Source organism: uncultured Sphingosinicella sp. (genome assembly GCF_963974575.1).
In the GTDB taxonomy this organism is placed as follows: domain Bacteria; phylum Pseudomonadota; class Alphaproteobacteria; order Sphingomonadales; family Sphingomonadaceae; genus Sphingosinicella.
The window spans coordinates 241,572-264,969 of record NZ_CAXBBQ010000004.1; the positions used below are offsets into that span (position 1 = coordinate 241,572).

The window sequence follows — 23,398 nt, forward strand, 5'->3', positions numbered from 1 at the left end:
TATCGCGGCAGACGAGGCCTGTCGATGCGGTGTGTCAGATCATTGCGTGCGGGCTGGAAAACACCTTCACCACTTCGGGCTCGAAGCTTTCGAGGCTGTCGACATCGAAGTCTGGATCGAACGCGGGGGCATCCCATTCGTCCACCAGACGACAGGCAAAGCCGTACCACGGCGCATCCTTGAACTGCATCCGGAGGTCGGTCGGCTTGCCGAGGTGGTTGTAGTAATACTGCCCCTGAAAATGCTGGTGCCAGTAAACCGCGTGATAGACCGTGTCCGAGACGTAAGGCTTCAGCATCTCCGCTGCGATCGGGCCGTGGTTCGGCACCGACATCACCTTGCCGATGTCATGACAAAGCGCCGCGACAACCTCCGCATCATTCGCACCCGCGCGCCGCGCAAGCGTCGCGGTCATCAGCGCGTGGGTCAGCTGGTCCGCGGCAAATCCCAATGTCATGTCTCCGAGCCGCCGGAGCGTGTCCATGATCTGCATCCCCGCCGCCGCCTTCTGGTGCGCCATGTGCTCGCGCGCGATGATCATCCAGTCATCAAGCGTCCCGTCCTGCATCCGCCGGAATGCCGCCTGCCCCTGCATCACATTCGTCGCCATAACGTCTTTCCTTTCAGACCGCCTCGGCACGGTGGATTTCGCGGTAGGTCTTCCGCAGGCTCACCTTGTCAATCTTCTCCGATCCCAGACGCGGCAACGGCTCTGCCGAGACCCACAGCCGCGCCGGCACCTTGAACGCCGCGAGGTGCTGGCGCGTGAAGTCGATGATCGCCTCCGGCTCCGCCTTCTCGCCGGGTTTCAGGTAGACCACGGCACCCACGATCTCGCCGAGCCGGTCGTCGGGAAGCCCGAACACGCTCGCCGCCAGCACCGCCGGATGCGCATAAATGGCGGCCTCGACGTCTTGGCAGCTGATGTTCTCGCCGCCCCGGATGATGATGTCCTTCTTGCGGTCGACGATGAACAGGAACCCGTCCTCGTCGAGGTAGCCGAGGTCGCCGGTGTGGAACCATCCCGCCTTGTCGAAAGCCTCCGCCGTCTCTTTCGGCCGCCGCCAGTAGCCACGCACGTTCGCCGCCGAACGGATGCACACCTCGCCCACCGCGTGCGGCGCAAGCGCGTTGCCGTCGTCGTCGAGGATCGCGATCTCGACGACGGGCTTCGAAGCACGACCCGTCGAAGTCGGACGCGCGAGGTAGGACTCGCGGAGGATGCCGGCGCCCACGCCGTTCGTTTCGGTAAGGCCATAGCCGATCGCGGGCTTGCCCGTCGGGATCGCCTTCGCCAGCCGCTCGACATGCTCCGCCGGGCGCGGCGCGCCGCCCGCCGCCCAGTCCGTCACGGTGGAAAGGTCGTATTTGTCGCGCTCCGGATGCGACATGATCTCGTGCGTCATCGTCGGCACGCCGACGAAATAGGTGCACTTCTCCTTGTCGATCAGCCGCAAGGCCTCGCCCGCGTCCCAGCGGTGCATCATGATGAACTTGCGCCCGATCGCGATGGAGACCAGCATCAGCGGCACGAGACCCGTCACATGAAACAGCGGCACGGTGAGCAGCATGATCTGCTGCGGCGGCACGTATGCACCCGAGGCTTCAGAGAGCTTGAGCAGCGCAAGGCCCTGTACCAGATACGAGAACGCGCCGTGCACGACGCCCCGATGCGTCGACACCGCGCCCTTCGGGAAGCCGGTCGAGCCTGACGTGTAGAGGATGCTGATATCGTCGCCGGGTGCGAGCGGCGGCAGATACCACGTATCGGTCGGGCCGTTTTCGAGGATATCGTCAAGAAGGTCGGCCCCATGCTCGGCCGCGACGCCATGGCTGGTCCGAACGGCAACCACCGGCACCGACAGGCCCTCGATCGCGCCGAACCGGCGCAGCCGTTCCTCGTCCGCGATCACAAGCCGTGCGCCGCTGTCGGACAGCCCGTAGGCAAGCTCCTCCGCCTGCCACCACGCATTCATCGGCACGACCACCGCGCCCAGATGAACGAGGCCGATATAGGCCATGATCCACTCGGGATAGTTGCGCATGGCGATCGCCACGCGGTCGCCCTTGGCGATGCCGTATTTGTGCTGCACCGCCGCCGCGATGCACAGCGCCTTCGCGTAAACCTCCGCGAAGGTCATACGCTCCTCGCCGTAGACGAGGAATTCGCGCGCGGCATTGTGTGTGAAGAAGAACTGGAAAAACTCGCGCATCGTCGGCGGCGCGTTCTTGAAGACCTTCAGCGGGACACCCCGCACTGTCTTCTCGATCACCTCCAGCTGGGTGCCCGGCGCCGTGATCGCCGCGATAGCCTTGTCCTGCGCCTTGTCGAGTTCGGTCAGCATTTCAATACCCTAACATGCGGGCGAGACGATCGCCATGAAACGACAGGTCGCCGAAGCTCGTTTCAGCGGCGCGGGCGCGCTTCATGAAGAAGCCGATGTCGTATTCGTCGGTCATGCCGATGCCGCCGTGCATCTGCACGCCTTCGTTCGTCGCAAGTCGCGCCACCGCACCCGCCTTCGCCTTGGCAAGGCTCGCGTAGAGCGGCGCGTCCTTGTCGCCTGCGTCGAGCGCCTGCGCGGCTTTCAGCGTCGCCGATTTCGCCAGTTCGATCTCGCAGAAAAGCTGAGCAGCGCGGTGCTGGAGCGCCTGGAAGCTGCCGATCTTGCGGCCGAACTGATCGCGTTCCTTCAGATAGCCGACCGTCATCGAGAAGCTCTGCGCCGATACGCCGACCATCTCGGCGGCAAGGCAGGTGCGCCCGGCGTCGAGCACACGGTCGAGGATCACCGCGCCCTCCCCCACCGCGCCGATCACGTCCGCGCCGTCCACCTGCACACCGTCGAAGCGGACATCGGCGGCGTTGCGGCTGTCGACCATGATCGTCCGGCGCACATCGACGCCTGCCGCCTTCGGGTCGACGAGGAACAGCGTGATGCCGTCCCGGTCCCCGTCCTCGCCCGAGGTTCGCGCGGCGACGATCAGCCTGTCGGCGACGTGCCCGTCGAGCACGAAGGTCTTGGCACCCGTAAGCCGGAAGCCGTTCCCGGCTGCCTCGGCGCGCGTGCAGATCAGGTGCGGCGCATGGCGCGAAGCCTCGTCGCTCGCCAGTGCCAGCAGTAGGTCGCCCGCCGCGAGCTTCGGCAGCAGCGCGGCCTGTTGTTCATCGTTCGCCGCCGCCAGCGCCGTCGCCCCCAGCACCGCCGTCGAAAGGAACGGCGACAGCGACAGGTTGCGACCGATCGCGTCCTGAATGAGGTTCGCCGCGACGAGTCCCAGCCCGCTGCCCCCGTGCGCCTCGGGCACGAGCACGCCCGCAAAGCCCATCTCGGCCATCTGCTTCCAGAGGTCGCGCGAGAAGCCGATCGCATCGGCAGCGTCACGCAGCCGTCGAAGCTCCGAAACCGGCGCTTCGGACGCGAAGAAGCCGTCCGCCGCCTCGCGGATCATCGCCTGTTCGTCAGTCAGCACCAGCGCCATCGTCACTCCTTACGCATCGGGCAGCGCGAGCACGCGCTTGGCGATGATGCCGAGCTGCACCTCCGCCGTGCCGCCCTCGATCGAGTTCGCGCGCGAACGCAGCCATGCCTTCGCCATGTCGCCGTCGTGCGCGCCCTCGCCGTCCCACAGCAGCCCGTCGCTACCGAACACACTCATCAGCAATTCCTGCCGCGACTTGTTCAGTTCCGAACCCACATGCTTCAGCATCGATGACAAATGTCCGATGTCCTGCCCGGCTTTCGCTTCGTCCTTCACACGCTCCATGGTGAGCGCGAAGCACAATGTATCCATGTCGTGCCGTGCGAGGTCCACACGCAGGCCTTCGTCGGCGAGCGCGCCGTCCGCCCGCGTGCCGACGCGCTTCTTCGCGATCTGCGCCGCCGTATCGCGCCCGCCGGTCCCGAAGTCGGCGCCAATCGAGCTGCGTTCGTGGGTGAGCAGGTACTTGGCGATCGACCAGCCCTTGCCGCGTATGCCGACAAGGTTTTCCTTCGGCACCTTCACGTTGTCGAAGAAGGTCTGGCAGAACGGCGAATAGCCGCTGATCAGCTTGATCGGCGAGGTCGAAACGCCCTCGGACGCCATATCGAACAGCAGGAAGCTGATGCCCTCGTGCTTGGGCGCGTCGGGCTCGGTGCGGACGAGGCAGAATATCCAGTCGGCTTGATCGGCATAGCTCGTCCAGATCTTGGAGCCGTTCACCAGCCAGTGATCGCCCTTGTCCTCGGCCTTCGTCTTCAGCGCGGCGAGGTCGGACCCCGCACCCGGCTCCGAATAGCCTTGGCACCAGCGGATTTCGCCGCGCGCGATCTTCGGCAGATGCTCGGCCTTCTGCGCCTCATTGCCGTACTTCAGCAGCGCCGGTCCCAGCATCCAGATGCCGAACGAACTGAGCGGCGCCCGCGCGTGGATGCGCCGCATCTCCTCGGCGAGCACCTTGGCCTCTTCGGCCGAGAGTCCTCCTCCGCCATATTCCTTAGGCCATTCCGGCACCGTCCAGCCGCGCGCAGCCATACGCTCCAGCCACAGCCGCTGCGCGTCGTTCTTGAAGCGGACATTGCGCCCGCCCCAGCAGACGTCGGCTTCCTCCAGAACCCGCTCGCGCATCTCGGCCGGACAGTTCGCCTCCAGCCACGCGCGCGTTTCGCCGCGAAACTCTTCCAGCGGCTCGGCCATAGGCCAAAACCCTCCCCGCATCCGATTGCCTTATGCTCTCCCGGCACTATGGTGCGCGGCGTCCACAGGGGCAATCCCGTCGTTTTTGAGGGCAGACAGCCGTATGTTCGCAATCGAGGCCGCGCTTACTTACCCCAGCATCGATCCGGTCTGGTTCCGCATTCCCCTGCCCTTCACCGAAACCAGCCTCCCGATCCGCTGGTACAGCCTCGCCTATATCGGCGGCATCATCGTCGCGTGGTGGTATCTGCTGAAGATGCTGGCAAAACCGGGGGCGCCGATGGCACGCCGCCACGCCGACGACCTCGTCACGTGGGTAACGCTCGGCATCATCCTCGGCGGCCGTGTCGGCTATGTTCTGTTCTACGATTTCGAGCGCTTCTTTGGCCCCGAAGGCCATATCTCCGACGTGTTCAAGCTGTGGGAAGGCGGCATGTCGTTCCACGGCGGCGCGGCGGGCGTGTCGATCGCACTCCTTATCTACACATGGCAGCAGAAGCTGAGCTGGCTGCGCGTGCACGATTATATCGCATGCACCATCCCGTTCGGCCTGTTCTTCGGGCGCATCGCCAACTTCATCAACGGCGAGCTTTGGGGCCGCGCGACGGACGTGCCGTGGGCGATGAAGTTCCCCACCGGCGGCGACGTGCTCCGCCACCCGAGCCAGCTCTACGAGGCGGGGCTTGAAGGCATCGTGCTGTTCGCGATCCTCTGGTATCTCTTCTGGAAGACGGACGCCCGTTACAAGCCCGGGCTTCTCGTCGGCGCGTTCATGCTGGGCTACGGCGTGTTCCGCTTCGTCGTTGAATATTTCCGCGAGCCCGACGTGCAGCTCGGCACGCTGTCGTGGGGTCTCACCATGGGCCAGACGCTGTCCACCACGATGATCGTCGCCGGTGCCTACTTCGTCGCGACGGCGGGCAGGCGAGCGCTCGCCAAATGACCCCGCTCGGGCGCAAGCTCGCCGCGGAGATCGAAGCGCGCGGCCCGATCGGCGTCGATCGCTACATGGCGGAATGCGTCGCGGCCTATTACGCCGGGCGCGATCCCTTCGGGCGCGGCGGCGATTTCACGACCGCGCCCGAAATCAGCCAGATGTTCGGCGAGATCATCGGCCTCTGGATGGCGGACCTCTGGGACCGCGCCGGGCGACCAGCGCGCGTGAACCTCGTCGAACTCGGCCCCGGACGCGGCACGCTCATGGCGGACCTGCTGCGCGCCGCCCGCGCGCTCCCCGCCTTCGCCGACGCGATCCGCGTCCATTTCGTGGAAACGAGCCCCACGCTGCGCGCGGCGCAGGCGCAGCGCGTCCCGGCAGCCGAGTGGCACAATGATCTCGCCGAGGTGCCGCAAGGCGCGCCCCTCCTCGTCGTCGCCAACGAGTTCTTCGACGCCCTCCCCATCCGGCAGGAGGTGCGCGTGGATGGCGAATGGCAGGAACGGCGCATCGGTGTTTCGGAGGAGGCCTTCGTCTTTACGCCCGAAGGCGATGCAATCCGCGAAATCGCGCCCGCGCGCGCTGATTATGCCGGCGCCCTCGCCGCCCGGATCGCGGCGGAAGGTGGTGCAGCACTCCTTATCGACTACGGCTATGAAGGCCCCGCCGAGGGCGATTCCCTGCAGGCGCTTGCGGCCCATGCCGCCGCCGATCCGCTTGCAGCGCCAGGCGAACATGACCTCACCGCGCATGTGGATTTCACAGCGCTTGCCGAGACAGCACGCGCGGCAGGCGTCCATATTTCGCCGCTAGCACTGCAGGGCCCCTTCCTGGTCGCACTCGGCATCGAAGCGCGCGCCGAGCGTCTCTCGCGCAGCCTCGACCCGGAAGCCCGCCATGCTATAGCGGGCGCAATGCGGCGACTGACCTTGCCGCAAACGATGGGGAGCCTGTTCAAGGTGCTTGCACTGACGCACAAGGATTGGCCTGAGCCTGCAGGCTTCGGCGCATGAGCGACATTGTTTTCCGCGCACCCACCGCAGCGGATCTGCCCGTGCTGTGCGAACTCAGCCGCCAGACGTTCATCGAGACGTTCGGCCACCTCTACGCGAAACACGACCTCGATCACTTCCTCGTCACCGTATTCGGCCCCGAGGGAATGCCCGTGGAATTCGCGGACCCGGCTTACGCGTTTCGGATCGCCGAAGCCGACGGGAAGATGGTGGCCTATTGCAAGGTCGGTCCGCCCTACCTTCCCGTGGAGGACGACGGGCGCAGCAAGTGCGAACTGCGCCAGCTCTATATCCTGAAGGCATGGCACGGGCGCGGCATCGCGCAGCCGATGATGGCTTGGGCGCTCGAATGGGCGAACATGGGCGGCTGGCAGGACATGTACCTCACCGTCTGGTCCGAAAACTACCGGGCGCAGAAGGTCTACGAGAACTACGGCTTCGAGAAGGTCGGCGACCACCGCTTCATGGTGGGCGAGCAGGCCGATCACGATTTCATCTATCGCAAGGTGCTGCGCCCATGAGCGTTCCCGTCCTTCATGCCGGCGCGCTGGACGGCGTCCCCCACGGCTTCCTCGGGCGGCGGGGCGGCGTTTCCGAAGGCATCGTCGCGGGGCTCAACGTCGGGCTCGGGTCGCAGGACGACCGCACTGCCATTGCCGAAAACCGCCGCCGTGCGGTGGAGGCCGTGTTGCCGGGCGCGAAGCTCGTGACGCTGCATCAGGTCCACAGCCCAGACACCATCGCCGTGACCGCACCATACCCGGATGATGCCCGCCCGCACGCCGATGCGCTCGCGACCGCGACGCCTGGCCTGCTGCTCGGCATCCTCACGGCGGACTGCGCGCCCGTGCTGCTTGCGGACCGCGACGCGGGCGTCGTCGGCGCGGCGCACGCGGGTTGGAAGGGCGCGCTCGGCGGCGTCACCGACAGCGTTGTCGCGGCGATGGAAACGCTCGGCGCTCGCCGCGAGCGTATCGCCGCCGCCGTCGGCCCCTGCATCGCCCGCGCGTCCTATGAAGTGGACGAGGCCTTCTTCCATCGTTTCTGCGAAGCAGACCCGGAAAACGAGCGTTTCTTCCTCGATGGCCGCGCCGGGCACCACCAGTTCGACCTTGAGGCCTACGTGGGCGCAAGGCTCGCGGCGTCGGGCATCGGGCGCGTTCAGCTGCTGGGCGAGGACACGTATGCGAACACGGAGGCCTACTTTAGCTTCCGCCGCGCGACGCACCGGGGAGAGGCCGACTACGGGCGGCAGATCGCGCTGATCGGTCTTCCCGCCTGACCCCGACTGCAACACAGATGTCATAGGCGTTGCCCGCGCCGCCTGTGGCCGCTAGTGAACCGACCGACTCGTCACCGCCACAAAAACAGGGATTCGCGCGCCATGAAGCTGCTTGCGGGCAACAGCAACCTTCAGCTCGCGGGCGATATCGCCCGTTACCTCGACATGCCGCTGACGCAGGCGAGCGTCCGCCGCTTCGCCGACGAGGAAGTGTTCGTGGAAATCCACGAGAATGTGCGCGGCGAGGACGTGTTCGTCGTCCAGTCCACAGCCTTTCCGGCGAACGACAACCTGATGGAACTTCTCATCTGCATCGACGCGCTGAAACGCGCGAGCGCCAAGCGCATCACCGCCGTCGTCCCCTACTTCGGCTACGCCCGGCAGGACCGGAAGCCCGGCCCGCGCACGCCGATTTCGGCGAAGCTCGTCGCCAACCTCATCACCGTTGCGGGTGCCAACCGCGTGCTCTCGGTCGATCTCCACGCCGGGCAGATTCAGGGTTTCTTCGATATCCCGACCGACAACCTCTACGCCGCCCCGGTGATGAGCGACGACATCCTCGCCCGTTACGGCTCGGAAAACATGATGGTCGTCTCGCCCGACGTCGGCGGCGTGGTGCGCGCCCGCGCGCTCGCCAAGCGGCTCGACAACGCCCCGCTCGCCATCGTCGACAAACGCCGCGAGCGCGCCGGCGAATCCGAAGTCATGAACATCATCGGCGACGTCGAAGGCCGCTTCTGCATCCTCGTCGACGACATCGTCGATTCGGCGGGCACGCTCTGCAACGCAGCTGCCGCGCTCCGTGCCGCGGGTGCTAAGGCCGTTGTCGCTTACTGTACGCACGGCGTACTTTCAGGCGGCGCCGTCGCCCGCGTCGAAGGTTCGGAGCTGATGGAACTTGTCATCACCGACTCGATCTCACGCCCCGAGATCGCGAACGCGAAGAAGCTGCGCCAGCTCACGATCGCACCGCTGCTCGGCGAGGCCGTCCGCCGCATCGCCGACGAGTCCTCGGTTTCCAGCCTGTTCGACTAGCATGAGCGCGAAACCCCGCTGTTTCGGCAATAGTCCCGGCAAGGAATTCTACGCCGCATACCACGACGACGAGTGGGGCGTTCCCGTCCACAACGACCGCAAGCTGTTCGAGATGCTCATCCTCGAAGGTGCGCAGGCCGGGCTCAGCTGGGAAACCGTTCTGAAAAAGCGCGACGGCTACCGCGCCGCCTTCCACGATTTCGACCCCGTCCGCGTCGCCGCGATGACGGACGACGACCTTGAGCAGGTACTGGCGACGGGCAACATCGTCCGCAACCGTCTGAAGGTCTGGTCCGCGCGCCGAAACGCCGCCGTATTCCTCGATATGCAGCGCGAGCATGGCAGCTTCGATGCGTGGCTCTGGGCCTTCGTGGACGGAAAGCAGCTCGTGAACCGCCCCAAAAGCTTCAAGGACGTCCCCGCCTCCACCCCGCTCAGCGACGCCATTTCGAAGGCGCTCAAGAAGGCGGGCATGAACTTCGTCGGCTCGACCATCATCTACGCGTACATGCAGGCGGTCGGCCTCGTGAACGATCACGTCAGCACCTGCTGGAAGGCGCCGGCCTGAACGCTTATCTACAGGGCATGACGACCACCTCGCAGCAGCACCCGCTGCGCCGCTTCCTCCCCTACCTGTGGCCCGCCGACAAGCCGGGCCTCAAGCTGCGCGTCGTCTCCGCGCTCATCCTCGTCCTGATTGCCAAGGCGACGATGCTGATCATGCCCTTCGCATACAAGGGCGTGATCGATTCGATGGCGACGCCCACGAACCAGGGCTTCCTGCTCGGCGTCGGCCTCGTCTTCGCCTATGCCGCCGCACGGTTCGGCGGTGTATTGTTCGACAACATCCGCAACGTCATTTTCGAGCGTGTCGGCCAGACCGCCGGCGCCGACCTCGCCGGCGAGGTCTTCACCCGCATCCACGACCTTTCGCTGCGCTTCCACCTCGAACGCCGCACCGGCGCGCTCACCCGCATCATCGAGCGCGGCACCAAGAGCGTCGACACGATGCTCTATTTCCTCGCCTTCAACATCGCGCCCACGATCCTCGAACTGACCGCCGTCTGCGTGATCTTCCAGATCAAGATGGGCTTCGAGATCGTCGCGGCGACGCTCGTCATCGTCGCGCTCTACATCTGGTTCACCCGCCGCGTCACCGAATGGCGCAGCGAGCTTCGCCGCCGCATGGTCGATACCGACAACCGCACCACGCAGCGCGCCGTCGATTCGCTGCTCAACTACGAAACGGTGAAATACTACAGCGCCGAAGCGTTGGAACGGCAGCGTTACAGCCAGTCGCTCCAGAGCTACGCGAGCGCCGCGATCAAGAGCGAGAATTCGCTCGCCGCGCTCAACATCGGCCAGTCGCTGATTACAAACATCATGATGGCGGGCGCCATGGCCTACACGGTGTGGGGCTGGAGCCAGGGCAAATTTACCGTCGGCGACGTGGTGCTGGTGAACACGCTGCTCATGCAGCTCTTCCGTCCGCTGGACATGCTCGGCTGGGTTTACCGCGAGATTAAGCAGGGCCTGATCGACATGGAGGCGATGTTCGGCCTGCTCGACACCGTGCCCGAGATCGCCGACGCGCCCGGCGCCCCGCCACTTGCGGTCAGCGTCGGCGCGGTGCGTTTCGAGAATGTCGATTTCGGCTATGATCCCGAACGCCAGATCCTGCACGGCGTCAGCTTCGAAATCCCCCCCGGCGACACTGTCGCCATCGTCGGCGAATCCGGCGCCGGCAAGTCGACGCTCTCCCGCATCCTCTACCGCTTCTACGATATCCAGGCGGGCCGCGTGACCATCGACGGTCAGGATATCCGCACGGTGACGCAGGCGAGCGTTCGCGCCGCCATCGGCATCGTTCCGCAGGACACGGTGCTGTTCAACGACACGATCGGCTACAACATCGGCTACGGCCGCGCAGGCGCAACACAGACGGAAATCGAGGCGGCCGCGCGGCAAGCGCAGATCCACGACTTCATCGTCTCGCTGCCGCAAGGCTACGACACAGTCGTCGGCGAACGCGGCCTCAAGCTCTCGGGCGGCGAGAAGCAGCGCGTCGCGATCGCGCGCACGATCCTGAAAGACCCGCCGATCCTGATCCTCGACGAAGCGACGAGCGCGCTCGACAGTCGCACCGAGGCAGCGATACAGGATGCGCTCTCGACTGTGTCGGCGCGCCGCACGACGCTCGTCATCGCCCACCGGCTGTCGACGATCGTCGATGCCGACGAGATCCTCGTCATGGACAAGGGCCGCATCGTCGAACGGGGCCGCCACGACGGCCTGCTCGCGACAAACGGCCTCTACGCGGAAATGTGGATGCGCCAGCAGACGGAAGCCGACGACCTCTCCGAGGCCGCCGAATAACGAAAACGATCCAGCGCATGTCGGAACCGCTAAGGGCGGCAACTGTTTCCTTCCTACACAAGGGAGAATTCGACATGGCGAACGAAGCCGAAATGGAAACCCGCTTCTGGAAAGCACTGAAGTCAGACCGAACGATGATGCTTGGACTCGATGGCGTCGAGGACGGTCATACGCGTCCCATGACGGCAATGGTGGAGGAGGAAGGTCGCGGGCCGATCTGGTTCTTCACGGCCCGCGATAACGGGATTGTTCAGGCGCTGGATGATGGGCAGCGCGCGATCGCGACATTCGCTGCCAAGGATCACGACCTCTTCGCCACGGTTCACGGCACGCTGTGGATGGATAACGATCAGGCCGTTATCGAACGCTTGTGGAATCCATTCATCGCCGCATGGTACGAAGGCGGAAAAACCGACCCGAAGCTCGCGCTGCTAAGGCTCGACGCCGAACACGCGGAAATCTGGTTGAACGAGAACAGCCTTTTTGCCGGCGTGAAGCTTCTCCTCGGAATCGATCCGAAGAAAGCCTACAAGGACAAGGTTGCCGAGGTGAATCTGCACTAGGCGAGCGCAATTGCCCCCCGCGAAATCGGCCGGTAAGCTGCCGCCGGAGATCGGAGCGGAGAAAGCGATATGAAGCGCGCTTGCGTAATGATTGTGGCAACGCTCATGCTGGCGGCGTGCGATGCGAGGGAAGCCGAAAAAACAAACACCGTCGCCGCCGAGACGAACAGCACACCGTCTGTCGGAGCAGCAGCGCCAATTCCGGCAACCGATCTGCTCGTGAAGCGCGAGACAGCCGAACTCGATTTCCTGTGGCGTGCGCCGCCGGAACTTGCAGAGGCGCCGCCGATGCTTTCGGCTCTGCGCGCGCAGGCGCTTGCAAGCGCGGAGGAGATGCAGGCAGGCGCGGTGGAAGATATGAAGCTGCGGCCGGCGGACGCGCCGAAGATATCGCATTTCTTCGTGCAGGACTGGACGGTCGCCGCCGACACACCTGCCCTGCTGAACGTTCGCGCCGACATCTCGATGTATACGGGCGGCGCGCATCCGAACCACGGCTTCGCGGTGAAATACTGGGAGAAGATCGAGCGCCGCGAGATCAGCTTCAGCGATCTCTTCATTGACTGGACCGCTGCAGAGAAGCTGCTCACCCCTGCCTATTGCACCGCGCTCGATGCGGAGCGCGTCTCGCGGCGCGGCGCGATCGAGAACGACATGTTCGACGATTGCCCGCCGATCGGAGATCAGCCGGTGGCGCTGGTATCATGGCCGGGACAGGATATTTCGGGTTTCCGCATCCTGCTCGGACCCTACGTGGCGGGGCCATATGCCGAGGGCGATTTCCAGATCGAGGTGCCGATGACGGATGCGGTCCGCGCGCTCGTGAAGCCGCAATATCTGAAGGCGAAGTAGCGGCTTATTCGTAATCGCGTTCCGGAAGGTGCGCATCGTCGGCAAGATCGCTGAAACGCGTGTGGATTGCTTCGAAATGCAAATCCACGATGCCGGTGGAGCCGTGACGCTGCTTGGCCACGATCACCTCGGCGCGACCACGGATGGTGATACCGCGCTCCATCCATTTCTCGAACTTCTCGGTGCCGTCCTCGGGCTTTTTCTGGGCGTGGTAATATTCGTCGCGGTAGACGAAGAGTACGATGTCGGCATCCTGCTCGATGGTGCCGGATTCGCGAAGATCGGCAAGTTGGGGCCGCTTGTCCTCGCGCTGCTCGACGGCACGTGAGAGCTGCGACAGTGCAATCACCGGCACGTTCAGCTCCTTGGCGAGCGTTTTCAGGCCGCGCGTGATTTCCGAGATTTCGTTCACGCGATTTTCGTTTGACTGCCGGCTGCTGCCCTGCAGAAGCTGAAGATAGTCAACCACGATGAGGCCGACGCCCTTCTGCCGCTTCAACCGACGCGCACGCGAACGCATCGCTGCGATGGTGAGACCGGGCGTATCGTCGATGTAGAGCGGCAAATCCTGCAGCGCTGCGGACGCACGGACGAGATCGCGGAACTGCGCCTGATTGATCTTGCCCATGCGAAGGTCTTCGGAGCTGATCCGCGCCTGCTCGGCAAGGATACGCGTCGCCAGCTGATCCGCCGACATTTCGAGGCTGAAGAAAGCGACACCCGCGCCGCTCGTCTTGTCGATCTGATCGGCGCGATCCTTCATCAGGCGTTCGGCGGCCGAGAAGGCGATATTGGTGGCAAGCGCGGTCTTGCCCATCGCGGGACGCCCGGCAAGGATGATGAGGTCGGAACGATGAAGTCCGCCGATCTTGGTGTTGAGCGCATTGAGACCCGTGGTGATACCCGAAAGATGTCCGCCGGACTGCTTGGCGCGCTCGGCCATCTGCACGGCGAGCGTCGCGGACTGAGCGAAGCTCTTCACCGAGTTCGAGACCTCGCCCTCCTCGGCGACCTTGTAGAGCGCAAGTTCGGCCTGCTGAATCTGATCGTGCGGGTTCACGTCCTGCGAAGTGTCAGACGCGCTCACCACCATCTCGCGTCCGACGCGCACGAGTTCACGCAGCAGTGCGAGGTCGTAGATTTGCGCCGCGAAGTCCTTCGCGGCGATCAACGCCGCGGATTGCTCGGTAAGCTGCGCGAGGTACGCAGGGCCGCCGAGCTCGGCGAGCGCAGGGTGATCGGCGAACATCGGCCGCAGCGTCACCGGCGTTGCGAGCATGGCGCGGTCCACGAGCTTCAGGATCGCGGCGTAAATCTCACCGTGCACCGGCTCGAAGAAATGTTCGGGGCGCAGCTTCAGCTGCACGTCCTCGGCAAGCCGGTTGTCGATCATCATCGCGCCGAGCAGCGCCGCCTCCGCATCCAGGTTATGCGGGAGAGTCGGCGAGTCAGCGGCAGGAGCCGGTACGGCGCGGAGTGGTGTCAGCATGGAGGCACTATACAGGAGATTGCAGGCCGCGTCGCAAGTCCATCGGCGAAATATACGTCGGGGCGACTCTGTGTTGTTATCTGTGGATAACCCACAGCTCTGCCCTCACCCGATTTCTTTGCGCAGTTCCTCGATAAGGTCGGGCACAGCCGTAAGCCGCGCCTCCTCGGCATCAAGAATGGCATGAAAGGCGCGTTTCTTGATGCTGGTCACGAACCCCGCGTCGAGGCGTTTGCCTTCGGGAAGCGCCGACACGACGATGTCAATCACCCGGTCTACTCCGTGCAGGCGGCCCCAGAGGTAGTCGTTTTCCCGATAGGCGCGGCTAAAGAACGCGCCGAAGCTGTTGAACTTGATGCCTTTCAATGTCGCAAGCGCACCGCCTTCACGGATCGCGCGCGCGTCGTCCGGCGAAATGCGGTCGACCTTGATCTCGTCGAACTCGTCGAGTCCCTCGCCCTGGAGCAGCGGAAAGGTGGCGATGTCGTAGAAGGGAAAGCCGAGATAGGCCTTCAGGATTTGGGCGCGGAGGTCCGGCGCCGTGCAGTCCGTGATGATCGCGGCAAGCCGCGCGTCGCCGAGCGCGTCGAAATCGGTGAGCCCGAGCGCCTCCCCATAGGCTTCGATCACCGCCACCGCGTCTTCGTTCGCAGAGGCGGCGGGGTCACGAACCCAGGGGCCATAGAAGGCGAGGCGGCGCCGATCGAGATAGGGTGCGAGCAGTTCATAAAGCGAGGCCTTGAGCGCTTCGGCCTTCTGCAACTCTTCCGAACCGCCTGCATCGCCCCATTCGTTGACACGGCGAACGATGAAGCGCAGCCGCCGGACCCGAAAGCCGAGGTCGTAGCGGCGCAGGAACTGTACGAAGAGGTCCGCGTCGGCGTCCTTCGGGCGCGTCGTTTTCGTCACCCGGTCCATGCCGCTGCGCCGGACGTGCCGCCAGACCTCCTTGCGGACGCGCTCCGCCACATCGCGCTCGTGCCCGCCGAGGTCGGCGAACAGCCGCGCCATCTCCTCGACGATCTGGCTGAGCTTCAGGTGGGCATACGATGGGTAGGTGAAACCCGCGCGCAGCACCGCCTCGGCATTCGCCTGCGCGCGCCACTGCTGGAGCTTGGCGGGTGAGATCTTGGCGCGAAGTTGGCGGCGACCGATCGCGTCCTCAATTGCTTCGTCGACAGTGGCGCGTATGCCCTCGACGACGTGTGTAAGGCGGCGCACGCGTGAGGACAGGCCGGCGAGATGATCGAGATCGTCGCGGATCGGCTGCTCGCGCGGAATGTCGGAGAGCGAACGCAGGATCGTCGAGAAGAAGCCCGGCGGCTTCGAAGCGTCAGTACGCGTGCCGATGCTGCGGATGCCGGGCTTGGGATCGATGTAAACGAAGCGCCGGTCGATCTCGCGGTGCGCCGGGCGCTGGCGAAGCGCTGCAATCGCCGGCGCAAATGGCGCGTTGTTGAGGATACTGCCATCGAGCAGCACCGCGTGGGACGGATCGAGGCCGCTCGTTGCGCGGTGCGGGAACACACGCGACAGGAAGGCCGTGCGCTCCGGCCAGGGCTTGCTGTCCTTTGCCAGCACGCGGTCGAGTTCGCTCGGCTGGAAGGGCGGGAAGGCCCCGGGGAACGACGCCGTCGCCCGCGCCGCGAAGGTGAGCGAAGGGATGTCGGCGAGCTTCCGCTCCGCCCCGCGCTCGCTTGAATCGCGGAAGGTGATGAGTTTCCGGTGCTCCACCTCCATCACCTCTTCAGGGCTGTGGAGGCGCAGGCGTTCCGGGTAGCCGTGATAGTCGGTGACGGTGACGAAGAGGTCGAGCGGCTGGCCGGGTGGCAGCAGCGGCGAGGCCGCCTTCGTCTCCGCCATCGCCTCGAACGCGCCCATCAGCAGCTCGGTGAAGTGCTCACCCGAAAACGGCGGCTCGAACCAGCGCGAGCGGATGAAGCGCGAAACCTTGATGCGTAGCTCCTCGCGCGCACCCTTCTCGACGATCTCGTCCAGGGGATCGATCTGCCCGCGCGCCATCCAGAGCAGCGGCCGCGCGTAGAACTTGCTCCAGCGCGATTTCGGCACGGCCTCGGGATCGAGAAGCTCGTCGGCGTCGGCCTTGTCGAGCCAGAGGTCGGCGAGCGGCGCGAGGCTCTGCCCGGTCGAGATCGCCTGCGCGAGGAAGATGCCATTGATGCCGCCCGCCGACGCGCCCGCCACAATGTCGACAAGCACGCGCAGGCGGACATGCTGCCCGATCGCGTCGAGGAGGTCGTGATACACGGGTTCGGTGTCGCCGCCCGGCAGCTCCGGATCGGAATCATGCCAGCTGCGGCTGGCACGCAGCAGCTTCCAGATCTCCTGCGTAATGCCATGCATATAAACGGCAAGGCTGATGCCGCCGTAGCAAACGAGGGCCAGCCGAAGCTCTTTTTCACGCATGGGCGGACCATATCGGGACGGAATCTCCCTGTCGACCGTGAGGGTTGCGCTCGGGCGGCCGAAGGCGCAGGTTCCGTGCTTAGGAACCAACAGGGGGAGGATGCCCATGACCTTGAACAGCAACGTGATCTCGATGCTGCAGACCATCGTCGCGATGGGTCTGCTCAATCTGGTGATGTTTGTGTGGATGTACGCCACCCGGATTCCCGCGATGAACCAAGCGAAGATCGATCCGCAATCGGCGCAGCATCCGGGGTCGCTGAACACGCTCCCGAGCGAGGCGCGGCGGGTGGCCGACAACTACAACCACCTCTTCGAGGCGCCGACGCTCTTCTACGCGATGGTCATCGCCATCGTGCTCCTCGGCCACGCCGACCAGTGGCACGTGCTCGCGGCATGGGCCTACGTGATCCTGCGCGCGCTCCATTCGCTGGTGCAGGCGACCATCAACCGCGTGATGATCCGCTTCGCGCTTTTCGCACTTTCATGGGTGGCGCTCGGCATCATGATCGTCCGCGAGGTCGCGGCGATCTACTGACCGCCGCGCCTACGCGCGCCGCCAGACCGTCGTCCCGTCCGGCTTGTCCTCAAGCAGGATGCCCTCCGCTTTCAGCTGATCGCGGATTCGGTCGGCCTCGGCCCAGTTCTTCGCAGCCTTGGCCGCGGCGCGGGCATCTATCCGCATTTCGATCTCGTCACCAGATGACAGCTCGACGGAGCCCATGCTGGTTTCCACGACCATTGGTTCAGGTCGAACCCGACCAAACCATGCATCCGGGGAATGCGAAAGTATCCCGAGCATACGAGCGCCTCGCCAGAGGCGTTCAAGTTTGCGGCTGTTCGCAAACTCGGACAAAATGGCAATAGCGGCCGGAGTGTTGAGGTCGTCGGCTAGCACTGCTTCAATTTCAACATCGCCAACGGCGTCAACCTGTTCATCTTCCAACAAGCGATACCAGCGATCCAGCATCGCCTTCGCCTGCTCGATAAGCCGCTCATTCCAATCCAGTGGCTGTCGATAGTGCGCCATCAGCAACGCTAACCGCAGCGTCTCACCCTTGTGGCGCTGCTCCAGAAGCTCACCCACCGTCACCACATTGCCGAGCGACTTCGACATCTTCTCCTTGTCCATCGAGAGGAAGCCGTTGTGCATCCAGATGTTCGCGAGCGGCGCGCCGTCGTGGGCGCAGCGGCTTTGTGCGCATTCGTTTTCGTGGTGCGGGAACTGGAGGTCGAGGCCGCCGGCGTGGATGTCGATCGTGGTGCCGAGGTGCGCCTCGATCATCGCCGAGCATTCAATGTGCCAGCCCGGGCGCCCGCGACCCCAGGGAGAGTCCCAGCCCGGCTGGCCCGCCACGCTCGGCTTCCAGAGCACGAAATCGCCGGGGTTCTTCTTGTAGGGCGCCACTTCCACACGCGCGCCCGCGATCATCTCATCCATCGGGCGGCGCGACAGCGTGCCGTAGGCGGCATCTTTCGTGATGTCGAACAGCGCATGGCCATCGGCGGCATAGGCCGCACCCTTCTCGATCAGTGCCGCGATCATCGCGACCATCTGCTGCACATGCTCCGTCGCGCGCGGTTCATACGTCGGGCGCAGCACGCCGAGCGCGCCCATGTCGGCGCGGTAGAAATCCTCGTAGCGCTTCGTGATCGTCTCAATCGGCACGCCCTCGGCCTCTGCGGCGGCCATGATCTTGTCGTCGATGTCGGTGAAGTTCCGCGCGTAGTGCACGGCGTTCTCGCCATAGGTGTGGCGGAGCAGCCGGAACAGCACGTCGAACACCACGGCGGGCCGGGCGTTGCCGATGTGCGCGCGGTTATAGACCGTGGGGCCGCACACATACATCGTCACCCGGTTCTTGTCGGCGGGCGTGAGGACGTCCTTCTGGCGCGTCAGCGTGTTGTAAAGGCGGATTTCGGTCATGGTCGCGCCCCTAGCGCGAATCCGCCGCGAAGGAAACTCCGGCTAAATCTCGGTGCCGCTCGAATCGTCCAGCAGATCGTCAAGCGCGTCGCGCTCTTCGTGCGTGTAGCCCTCGCCGCCGCTCGTATCGCTGTAGTGCTGATCCTCGGGCGCCGCGCGCGGCCTGTCGTCACCAAGCCCGAGCCCTTCCTGCCGGTCTTCGGCATAGTCGATGATCGCGCGGCTGGTGATGTCGAGCAATGGCTCCGTCTTCGCGGCGATCAGCCATTCCGGCAGTTTCTCGTTCCCGCCCCAGATGAGCGCGTGACCGCGCGTGACGACGAGGAACACGAGGCTGACGACGATGAGCCCCTTCACCGCCCCGAAGCCGAGCCCGAGCACGCGGTCGATCGGCCCGATCACCGAACGCTTGGTGCGATCGCCGAGCAACCGCCCGACAAGGCGGAACAGGAAGAAGGTGCCGAAGAAGATGACGACGAAGGCGATCGCCGCCGCCGCGACCTCGCTGCCGACCATGCCCGCCGCAATGAGCTTGCCCGCCGGGTAGAAGATCTTGAGCGCGACGACCGCCGCGACCCATGCGAGCAGGGTGAGAATCTCGGTAACGAACCCCCGGATCGCGCCGAGCACGGCAAGCGCGCCCACGATGAGCAGAACGACGATGTCGAACCCGGTCATGTCCATATTTCGCGGCCCTAATCCGAGCCGCAGAGGTGGTCAACAAGCCCCGACAAATGTTTGAAGCCTGTGGCTTTCATACCATTGGGCACGCCGTCTCCCTTCGCGGTCGCGCCGCCCGGCAGGAAGGCGCGCTCGAAGCCGAGCTTCTGCGCTTCCTTGAGGCGGAGTCCGAGGTGCGGCGCGGCGCGAACCTCGCCCGAAAGCGCGATTTCGCCGAGCGCCACCGTATCGAGCCGGATCGGTCGCTCCGCCATCGCCGAGGCAAGCGCGGCAGCGACCGCGAGGTCCGCCGCAGGGTCCGAGATGCGCAGGCCGCCCGCGATGTTGAGATAGACCTCGCAGGTCGAGAAGTTGAGCCCGCAGCGCGCCTCCAGCACCGCGAGGATCATCGCAAGCCGCCCCGAATCCCAGCCTACAACCGCGCGGCGCGGTGTCGCGCCCGAAGGCAGACGCACGACGAGCGCCTGCACCTCCACCATCACCGGCCGCGTGCCCTCGATCGCGGGGAACACCACCGATCCCGGCACCGGCGCCTCGCGCTGCGTGAGGAACAGCGACGACGGGTTCGAAACCTCTTCCAGCCCGAACGTTCCCATTGCGAACACGCCGATCTCGTCGGTACCGCCGAAGCGGTTCTTCACGGCGCGGAGGATACGGTACTGGTGCGAACGTTCGCCTTCGAAATAGAGCACGGTATCGACCATGTGTTCGAGCACGCGCGGCCCGGCGATCTGCCCGTCCTTGGTCACGTGCCCGACAAGAACCACCGCGGCCCCTTCGGACTTCGCATAGCGGATCAGCTCCTGCGCGGCGGCGCGCACCTGGCTCACCGTGCCGGGCGCTCCCTCCAGCATGTCTGAATGCATGGTCTGGATCGAATCGATCACCAGCAGGTCGGGCACCGGGTTTTCGGCAAGCGTCGTCAGGATGTCGCGCACCGAGGTCACGCTGGCGAGCGCCACGTCCGCCTTGCCGAGCCCAAGCCGCTGCGCGCGCAGCCGCACCTGATCGGCGGCCTCCTCGCCGGACAGATAGACGATTCGCTTGCCGGCCAGCGCCATCTTGCCCGCGACCTGCAGCAGCAGCGTCGATTTGCCGATGCCCGGATCGCCACCGATCAGGATCGCGCTGCCCGGCACCACACCGCCGCCAAGCGTGCGGTCAAGCTCGGCGATCCCGGTGGGCAGCCGCGGCGGCAACGGCGTATCTTCATCGAGCGATTGCAGGCGAAACGCTGCACCGCCGCGCGATAGCGACTGCTTCGCCGAGAACGGCGTCACCACCGCGCCCGCATCCTCCACGATGCTGTTCCACTCCTTGCACTCGCCGCACTGCCCCGCCCAACGCGGGCTCACCGCGCCGCACGCCTGACAGACAAACTGGGTTTTCAGCCGCGCCATTCACCACCCGAGATCAAGAACATAAAAAGAACATATCGATCACCCACACGAAACACAACTCCCTCTCCCTGCCAGGCACAGGGTCGGGGAAAGGAGGTGCCCGCCAACCCCCAACAGGCATTTGCGCATCAGGGGCCGCACGGCTATCCGTCCTCACATATGATCCCGCCGTCTCCCCTCCGCCTCCGCATCGATCTCGACGCACTTGCAGCCAACTGGCGACAACTTCGCGCTCTTTCCGGCGTAGATACCGGCGCGGCGGTAAAGGCAAACGGCTACGGCCTCGGTGCAAAGGCCGTGACGAACCGGCTCTATGCGGAAGGCTGCAGAACGGTCTACGTCTCCAACTGGCAGGAGGCGGCGACGCTCGAAGGCCACCCTCCGGACCTTCGCGTAAAGGTACTGCACGGCGTTGATGCCGCCGATCTTCCCGCCGCACTCTCGATCGACGCGGACCCCGTGCTCGTCAGCCCGGAGCAGGTGGCCCTGTGGCGCGCGCATGGCCAGGGCCGGCGCTGCGACATCATGGTGGATACCGGGATGAACCGCCTCGGCTTCGACTGGCGGGGCTTCTGCACCGAGATGTTCGCGGGGATGGATGTGGACACCGTTCACTCCCACCTCGCCTGCGCCGACATGCCGGATCATCCGCTGAACGGGCTGCAGCGTGATCGCTTTGAAGCGGTGGTCATGGCGCTCGGCATCCGCGGCGCGCTTGCGAACACTGCAGGCATCTTCCTTGGGCGCGACTACACCTTTGGTCACGTCCGCCCCGGTATCGGGCTGTACGGCGGCATCGCAGGGCTGCATCAGGTCGTGTTTCCTTCCGCGCGCGTCATTCAGTGCCGCGACGTGCCTGCCGGCGAAATCTCCGGTTACGGCGCGACATGGACGACCCCACGCGACAGCCGGCTCGCCGTGCTCAACGTCGGCTATGCGGATGGGTATCTGCGGGGCTTTTCAAACACCGGCGCGGCTGTTGTCGCCGGCAAGCGCGCGCCGGTCGTGGGGCGCATATCGATGGACATGATCATCATCGATATCACGGACAGCCCGGCGGTCGCCCCCGGCGACTGGGTGGACATCGCCTACAACCTCGCCGAAGCCGCCGCACAGTCCGGGCTTTCAGAGTATGAGTTGCTGACCGGGCTCGGCGCCCGCTATGAGCGCATTTACACATGAACGCAGTCGTCGCCTTCTTTGCCCACCCCGGCCGCGCCACGCTCGGCGCACTCGCCAGCATCGGCCGGGTTGCACTCTTCACGCTGCGCGCGCTCGCCGCCGCCGTGCGTCCGCCTTATTATTTCGGCCGCCTCCTCGAACAGATGCTGATCATCGGCTGGTTTTCGCTCCCCGTGGTCGGTCTCACCGCCGTTTTCACCGGCGCAGCGCTGGCGCAGCAAATCTTCGTCGGCGGCAGCCGCTTCAACGCGGAAAGCACCGTGCCCGCCGTCACCGTCATCGCCATCGTGCGCGAGCTTGGCCCCGTGCTCGGCGGGCTGATGGTCGCGGGCCGCGTCTCCTCGGCGATGGCGGCGGAACTGGGCACGATGCGCGTTACCGAGCAGATCGACGCGCTGACGACGCTCAGGACCGATCCATTCCAGTATCTGATCGCGCCGCGCCTCTTCGCCGCCGTGATCGTGCTGCCGCTGCTCGTGCTCGTTTCGAACGCGCTCGGCGTGATGGGCGGCTTCCTGATCGGCACGCAGCGCCTCGGCTTCAACGTTACGTCCTACCTCGCCACCACGCGCCAGTACCTCGAGTGGGACGACGTCTCGTCGAGCCTCGTGAAGGCGGCGGTGTTCGGTTTCATCATCGCGATCATGGGCTGCTACCACGGCTTCCGCAGCATGGGCGGCGCGGCGGGCGTCGGCCGTTCGACGACGAACGCGGTCGTCAGCGCGTTCGTGCTGATCCTCCTCGCCAACCTCATCATCACCGTGCTGGTGTTCGGCACATGAGCGCGGAAATGCGCGGCGGCAGCATCGAACTTGTCGGTGTCCGAAAGACGTTCGGGCCGAAGGTCGTGCTCGATCATATCGATCTGAAGGTCACCCCCGGCGAATCGCTGGTCGTGATCGGCGGCTCCGGCACCGGCAAATCCGTGATGCTGAAATGCATTCTGGGCATCCTCCCCACCGACAGCGGCACGATCCGGCTGGATGGCGTCGATCTCGCCTCGGCCTCGCGCGCGGACCGCACGGAACTGCGAAGCCGCATCGGCATGTTGTTCCAGGGCGGCGCTTTGTTCGATTCGCTTCCCGTGTGGCGCAACATCACCATCGGGCTGACGCGGGGCCGCGCGACGAACGCGAAGGCGATGCACGCGAAGGCGGTCGATCTGCTTGCGAAGGTGGGTCTAGATGCGCCGGTCGCGGACCTGAAGCCGTCCGAGCTTTCAGGCGGCATGCAGAAGCGCGTCGCGCTTGCCCGCGCCATCGCGGCGGAGCCGGAGATCATCTTCTTCGACGAGCCCACAACAGGCCTTGATCCGATCCGCGCCGACACGATCAACCGGCTGATCCGCAGCCTCGTCACCGATCTCGGCGTCACTGCCGTCACCATCACGCACGACATGGCGAGCGCGCGCCGCATCGCCGACCGCGTCGCCATGTTGAAGGACGGCCGCATCCACTGGGAAGGCAAGGTCGCCGATCTTGAAAACAGCGGCAACGACTACGTCGACCGCTTTGTCCACGGCCGCGCAGACGACGGCGAGACTGGCTAGCGGCG

General features: G+C 65.2%; 22 protein-coding genes. 13 read left to right on the plus strand and 9 right to left on the minus strand.

Translation table 11 applies throughout. The features are described from left to right. Positions 1-34: 34 nt before the first annotated feature. From AAC014_RS09135 to AAC014_RS09150, 4 genes are read right to left on the minus strand one after another with little or no spacing between them, the layout of a single operon-like run. Positions 35-610, minus strand: a complete 576-nt coding sequence (locus tag AAC014_RS09135) for an HD domain-containing protein (RefSeq protein ID WP_339707251.1) — start codon at positions 608-610, stop codon at positions 35-37. Between the two features lie 13 nt (positions 611-623). Then, positions 624-2,345 carry a class I adenylate-forming enzyme family protein gene (locus AAC014_RS09140; RefSeq protein ID WP_339707254.1) on the minus strand — a complete coding sequence of 574 codons (1,722 nt, stop codon included), beginning with the start codon at positions 2,343-2,345 and terminating at the stop codon, positions 624-626. 1 nt (position 2,346) lies between these two features. Then, positions 2,347-3,483 carry an acyl-CoA dehydrogenase gene (locus AAC014_RS09145; RefSeq protein ID WP_339707257.1) on the minus strand — a complete coding sequence of 379 codons (1,137 nt, stop codon included), beginning with the start codon at positions 3,481-3,483 and terminating at the stop codon, positions 2,347-2,349. A gap of 9 nt (positions 3,484-3,492) precedes the next feature. Further along, entirely contained in the window at positions 3,493-4,680 is a 1,188-nt protein-coding gene (locus AAC014_RS09150) for an acyl-CoA dehydrogenase family protein (RefSeq protein WP_339707260.1), read from the minus strand. 103 nt (positions 4,681-4,783) lie between these two features. Here AAC014_RS09150 and lgt point away from each other — a divergent pair, with 103 nt between their 5' ends. From lgt to AAC014_RS09195, 9 genes are all read left to right on the plus strand, one after another. Beyond that, on the plus strand, positions 4,784-5,623 hold the full coding sequence (gene lgt, locus AAC014_RS09155) for a prolipoprotein diacylglyceryl transferase (RefSeq protein ID WP_339707263.1): 840 nt from the start codon (positions 4,784-4,786) through the stop codon (positions 5,621-5,623). Continuing rightward, on the plus strand, positions 5,620-6,630 hold the full coding sequence (locus AAC014_RS09160; RefSeq protein WP_339707266.1) for an SAM-dependent methyltransferase: 1,011 nt from the start codon (positions 5,620-5,622) through the stop codon (positions 6,628-6,630). Before lgt ends, AAC014_RS09160 begins: the two co-directional genes overlap by 4 nt. Next, positions 6,627-7,151 (plus strand): GNAT family N-acetyltransferase, encoded by a 525-nt coding sequence (locus AAC014_RS09165; protein WP_339707269.1) that lies wholly within the window; start codon positions 6,627-6,629, stop codon positions 7,149-7,151. The genes AAC014_RS09160 and AAC014_RS09165 overlap by 4 nt, the downstream gene beginning before the upstream one ends. After that, positions 7,148-7,912: a peptidoglycan editing factor PgeF gene (pgeF, locus tag AAC014_RS09170; RefSeq protein WP_339707272.1), complete on the plus strand. Its 765-nt coding sequence runs from the start codon at positions 7,148-7,150 to the stop codon at positions 7,910-7,912. The genes AAC014_RS09165 and pgeF overlap by 4 nt, the downstream gene beginning before the upstream one ends. Before the next feature lie 102 nt (positions 7,913-8,014). Continuing rightward, positions 8,015-8,947 carry a ribose-phosphate pyrophosphokinase gene (locus tag AAC014_RS09175; protein WP_121052045.1) on the plus strand — a complete coding sequence of 311 codons (933 nt, stop codon included), beginning with the start codon at positions 8,015-8,017 and terminating at the stop codon, positions 8,945-8,947. A 1-nt stretch (position 8,948) separates the two neighbouring features. Beyond that, complete coding sequence (locus AAC014_RS09180) at positions 8,949-9,515, plus strand: DNA-3-methyladenine glycosylase I (RefSeq protein ID WP_339707276.1); 567 nt, start codon at positions 8,949-8,951, stop codon at positions 9,513-9,515. Between the two features lie 17 nt (positions 9,516-9,532). Next, the gene (locus tag AAC014_RS09185) at positions 9,533-11,323 is read left to right on the plus strand and encodes an ABC transporter ATP-binding protein/permease (protein WP_339707279.1); all 1,791 of its coding nucleotides are present in this window, start codon (positions 9,533-9,535) and stop codon (positions 11,321-11,323) included. 92 nt (positions 11,324-11,415) lie between these two features. Further along, the gene (locus tag AAC014_RS09190; RefSeq protein ID WP_339707282.1) at positions 11,416-11,886 is read left to right on the plus strand and encodes a pyridoxamine 5'-phosphate oxidase family protein; all 471 of its coding nucleotides are present in this window, start codon (positions 11,416-11,418) and stop codon (positions 11,884-11,886) included. A gap of 69 nt (positions 11,887-11,955) precedes the next feature. Next, entirely contained in the window at positions 11,956-12,738 is a 783-nt protein-coding gene (locus tag AAC014_RS09195) for a hypothetical protein (RefSeq protein ID WP_339707285.1), read from the plus strand. A gap of 4 nt (positions 12,739-12,742) precedes the next feature. Here the strand turns inward: AAC014_RS09195 and AAC014_RS09200 are convergent, their stop codons facing one another. Together AAC014_RS09200 and AAC014_RS09205 are read right to left on the minus strand one after the other, a co-directional pair. Continuing rightward, positions 12,743-14,227 carry a replicative DNA helicase gene (locus AAC014_RS09200; protein WP_339707288.1) on the minus strand — a complete coding sequence of 495 codons (1,485 nt, stop codon included), beginning with the start codon at positions 14,225-14,227 and terminating at the stop codon, positions 12,743-12,745. A gap of 105 nt (positions 14,228-14,332) precedes the next feature. Continuing rightward, positions 14,333-16,654 carry a patatin-like protein gene (locus tag AAC014_RS09205; protein WP_339707291.1) on the minus strand — a complete coding sequence of 774 codons (2,322 nt, stop codon included), beginning with the start codon at positions 16,652-16,654 and terminating at the stop codon, positions 14,333-14,335. Between the two features lie 106 nt (positions 16,655-16,760). On the opposite strand from AAC014_RS09205, the gene AAC014_RS09210 reads away from it, so the two are divergent. After that, positions 16,761-17,192, plus strand: coding sequence for an MAPEG family protein (locus tag AAC014_RS09210; RefSeq protein ID WP_293776879.1), 432 nt, complete (start codon positions 16,761-16,763; stop codon positions 17,190-17,192). A 9-nt stretch (positions 17,193-17,201) separates the two neighbouring features. Here the strand turns inward: AAC014_RS09210 and cysS are convergent, their stop codons facing one another. Genes cysS through radA form a run of 3 tightly spaced genes read right to left on the minus strand, consistent with a single transcriptional unit; the run spans position 17,202 to position 20,662 of the window. Next, positions 17,202-18,581, minus strand: a complete 1,380-nt coding sequence (gene cysS / locus AAC014_RS09215) for a cysteine--tRNA ligase (RefSeq protein ID WP_339707300.1) — start codon at positions 18,579-18,581, stop codon at positions 17,202-17,204. A 42-nt stretch (positions 18,582-18,623) separates the two neighbouring features. Then, entirely contained in the window at positions 18,624-19,259 is a 636-nt protein-coding gene (locus AAC014_RS09220; protein WP_339707303.1) for a CvpA family protein, read from the minus strand. 17 nt (positions 19,260-19,276) lie between these two features. Then, positions 19,277-20,662 carry a DNA repair protein RadA gene (gene radA, locus AAC014_RS09225; RefSeq protein ID WP_339707306.1) on the minus strand — a complete coding sequence of 462 codons (1,386 nt, stop codon included), beginning with the start codon at positions 20,660-20,662 and terminating at the stop codon, positions 19,277-19,279. A 159-nt stretch (positions 20,663-20,821) separates the two neighbouring features. Here radA and alr point away from each other — a divergent pair, with 159 nt between their 5' ends. The 3 genes from alr to AAC014_RS09240 are packed head-to-tail and all read left to right on the plus strand — an operon-like array spanning position 20,822 to position 23,393. Then, positions 20,822-21,844, plus strand: coding sequence for an alanine racemase (gene alr / locus AAC014_RS09230; protein WP_339707872.1), 1,023 nt, complete (start codon positions 20,822-20,824; stop codon positions 21,842-21,844). Next, positions 21,841-22,626: an ABC transporter permease gene (locus AAC014_RS09235; protein WP_339707309.1), complete on the plus strand. Its 786-nt coding sequence runs from the start codon at positions 21,841-21,843 to the stop codon at positions 22,624-22,626. The genes alr and AAC014_RS09235 overlap by 4 nt, the downstream gene beginning before the upstream one ends. Then, positions 22,623-23,393: an ATP-binding cassette domain-containing protein gene (locus AAC014_RS09240; protein ID WP_339707312.1), complete on the plus strand. Its 771-nt coding sequence runs from the start codon at positions 22,623-22,625 to the stop codon at positions 23,391-23,393. Before AAC014_RS09235 ends, AAC014_RS09240 begins: the two co-directional genes overlap by 4 nt. Positions 23,394-23,398: the final 5 nt, after the last annotated feature.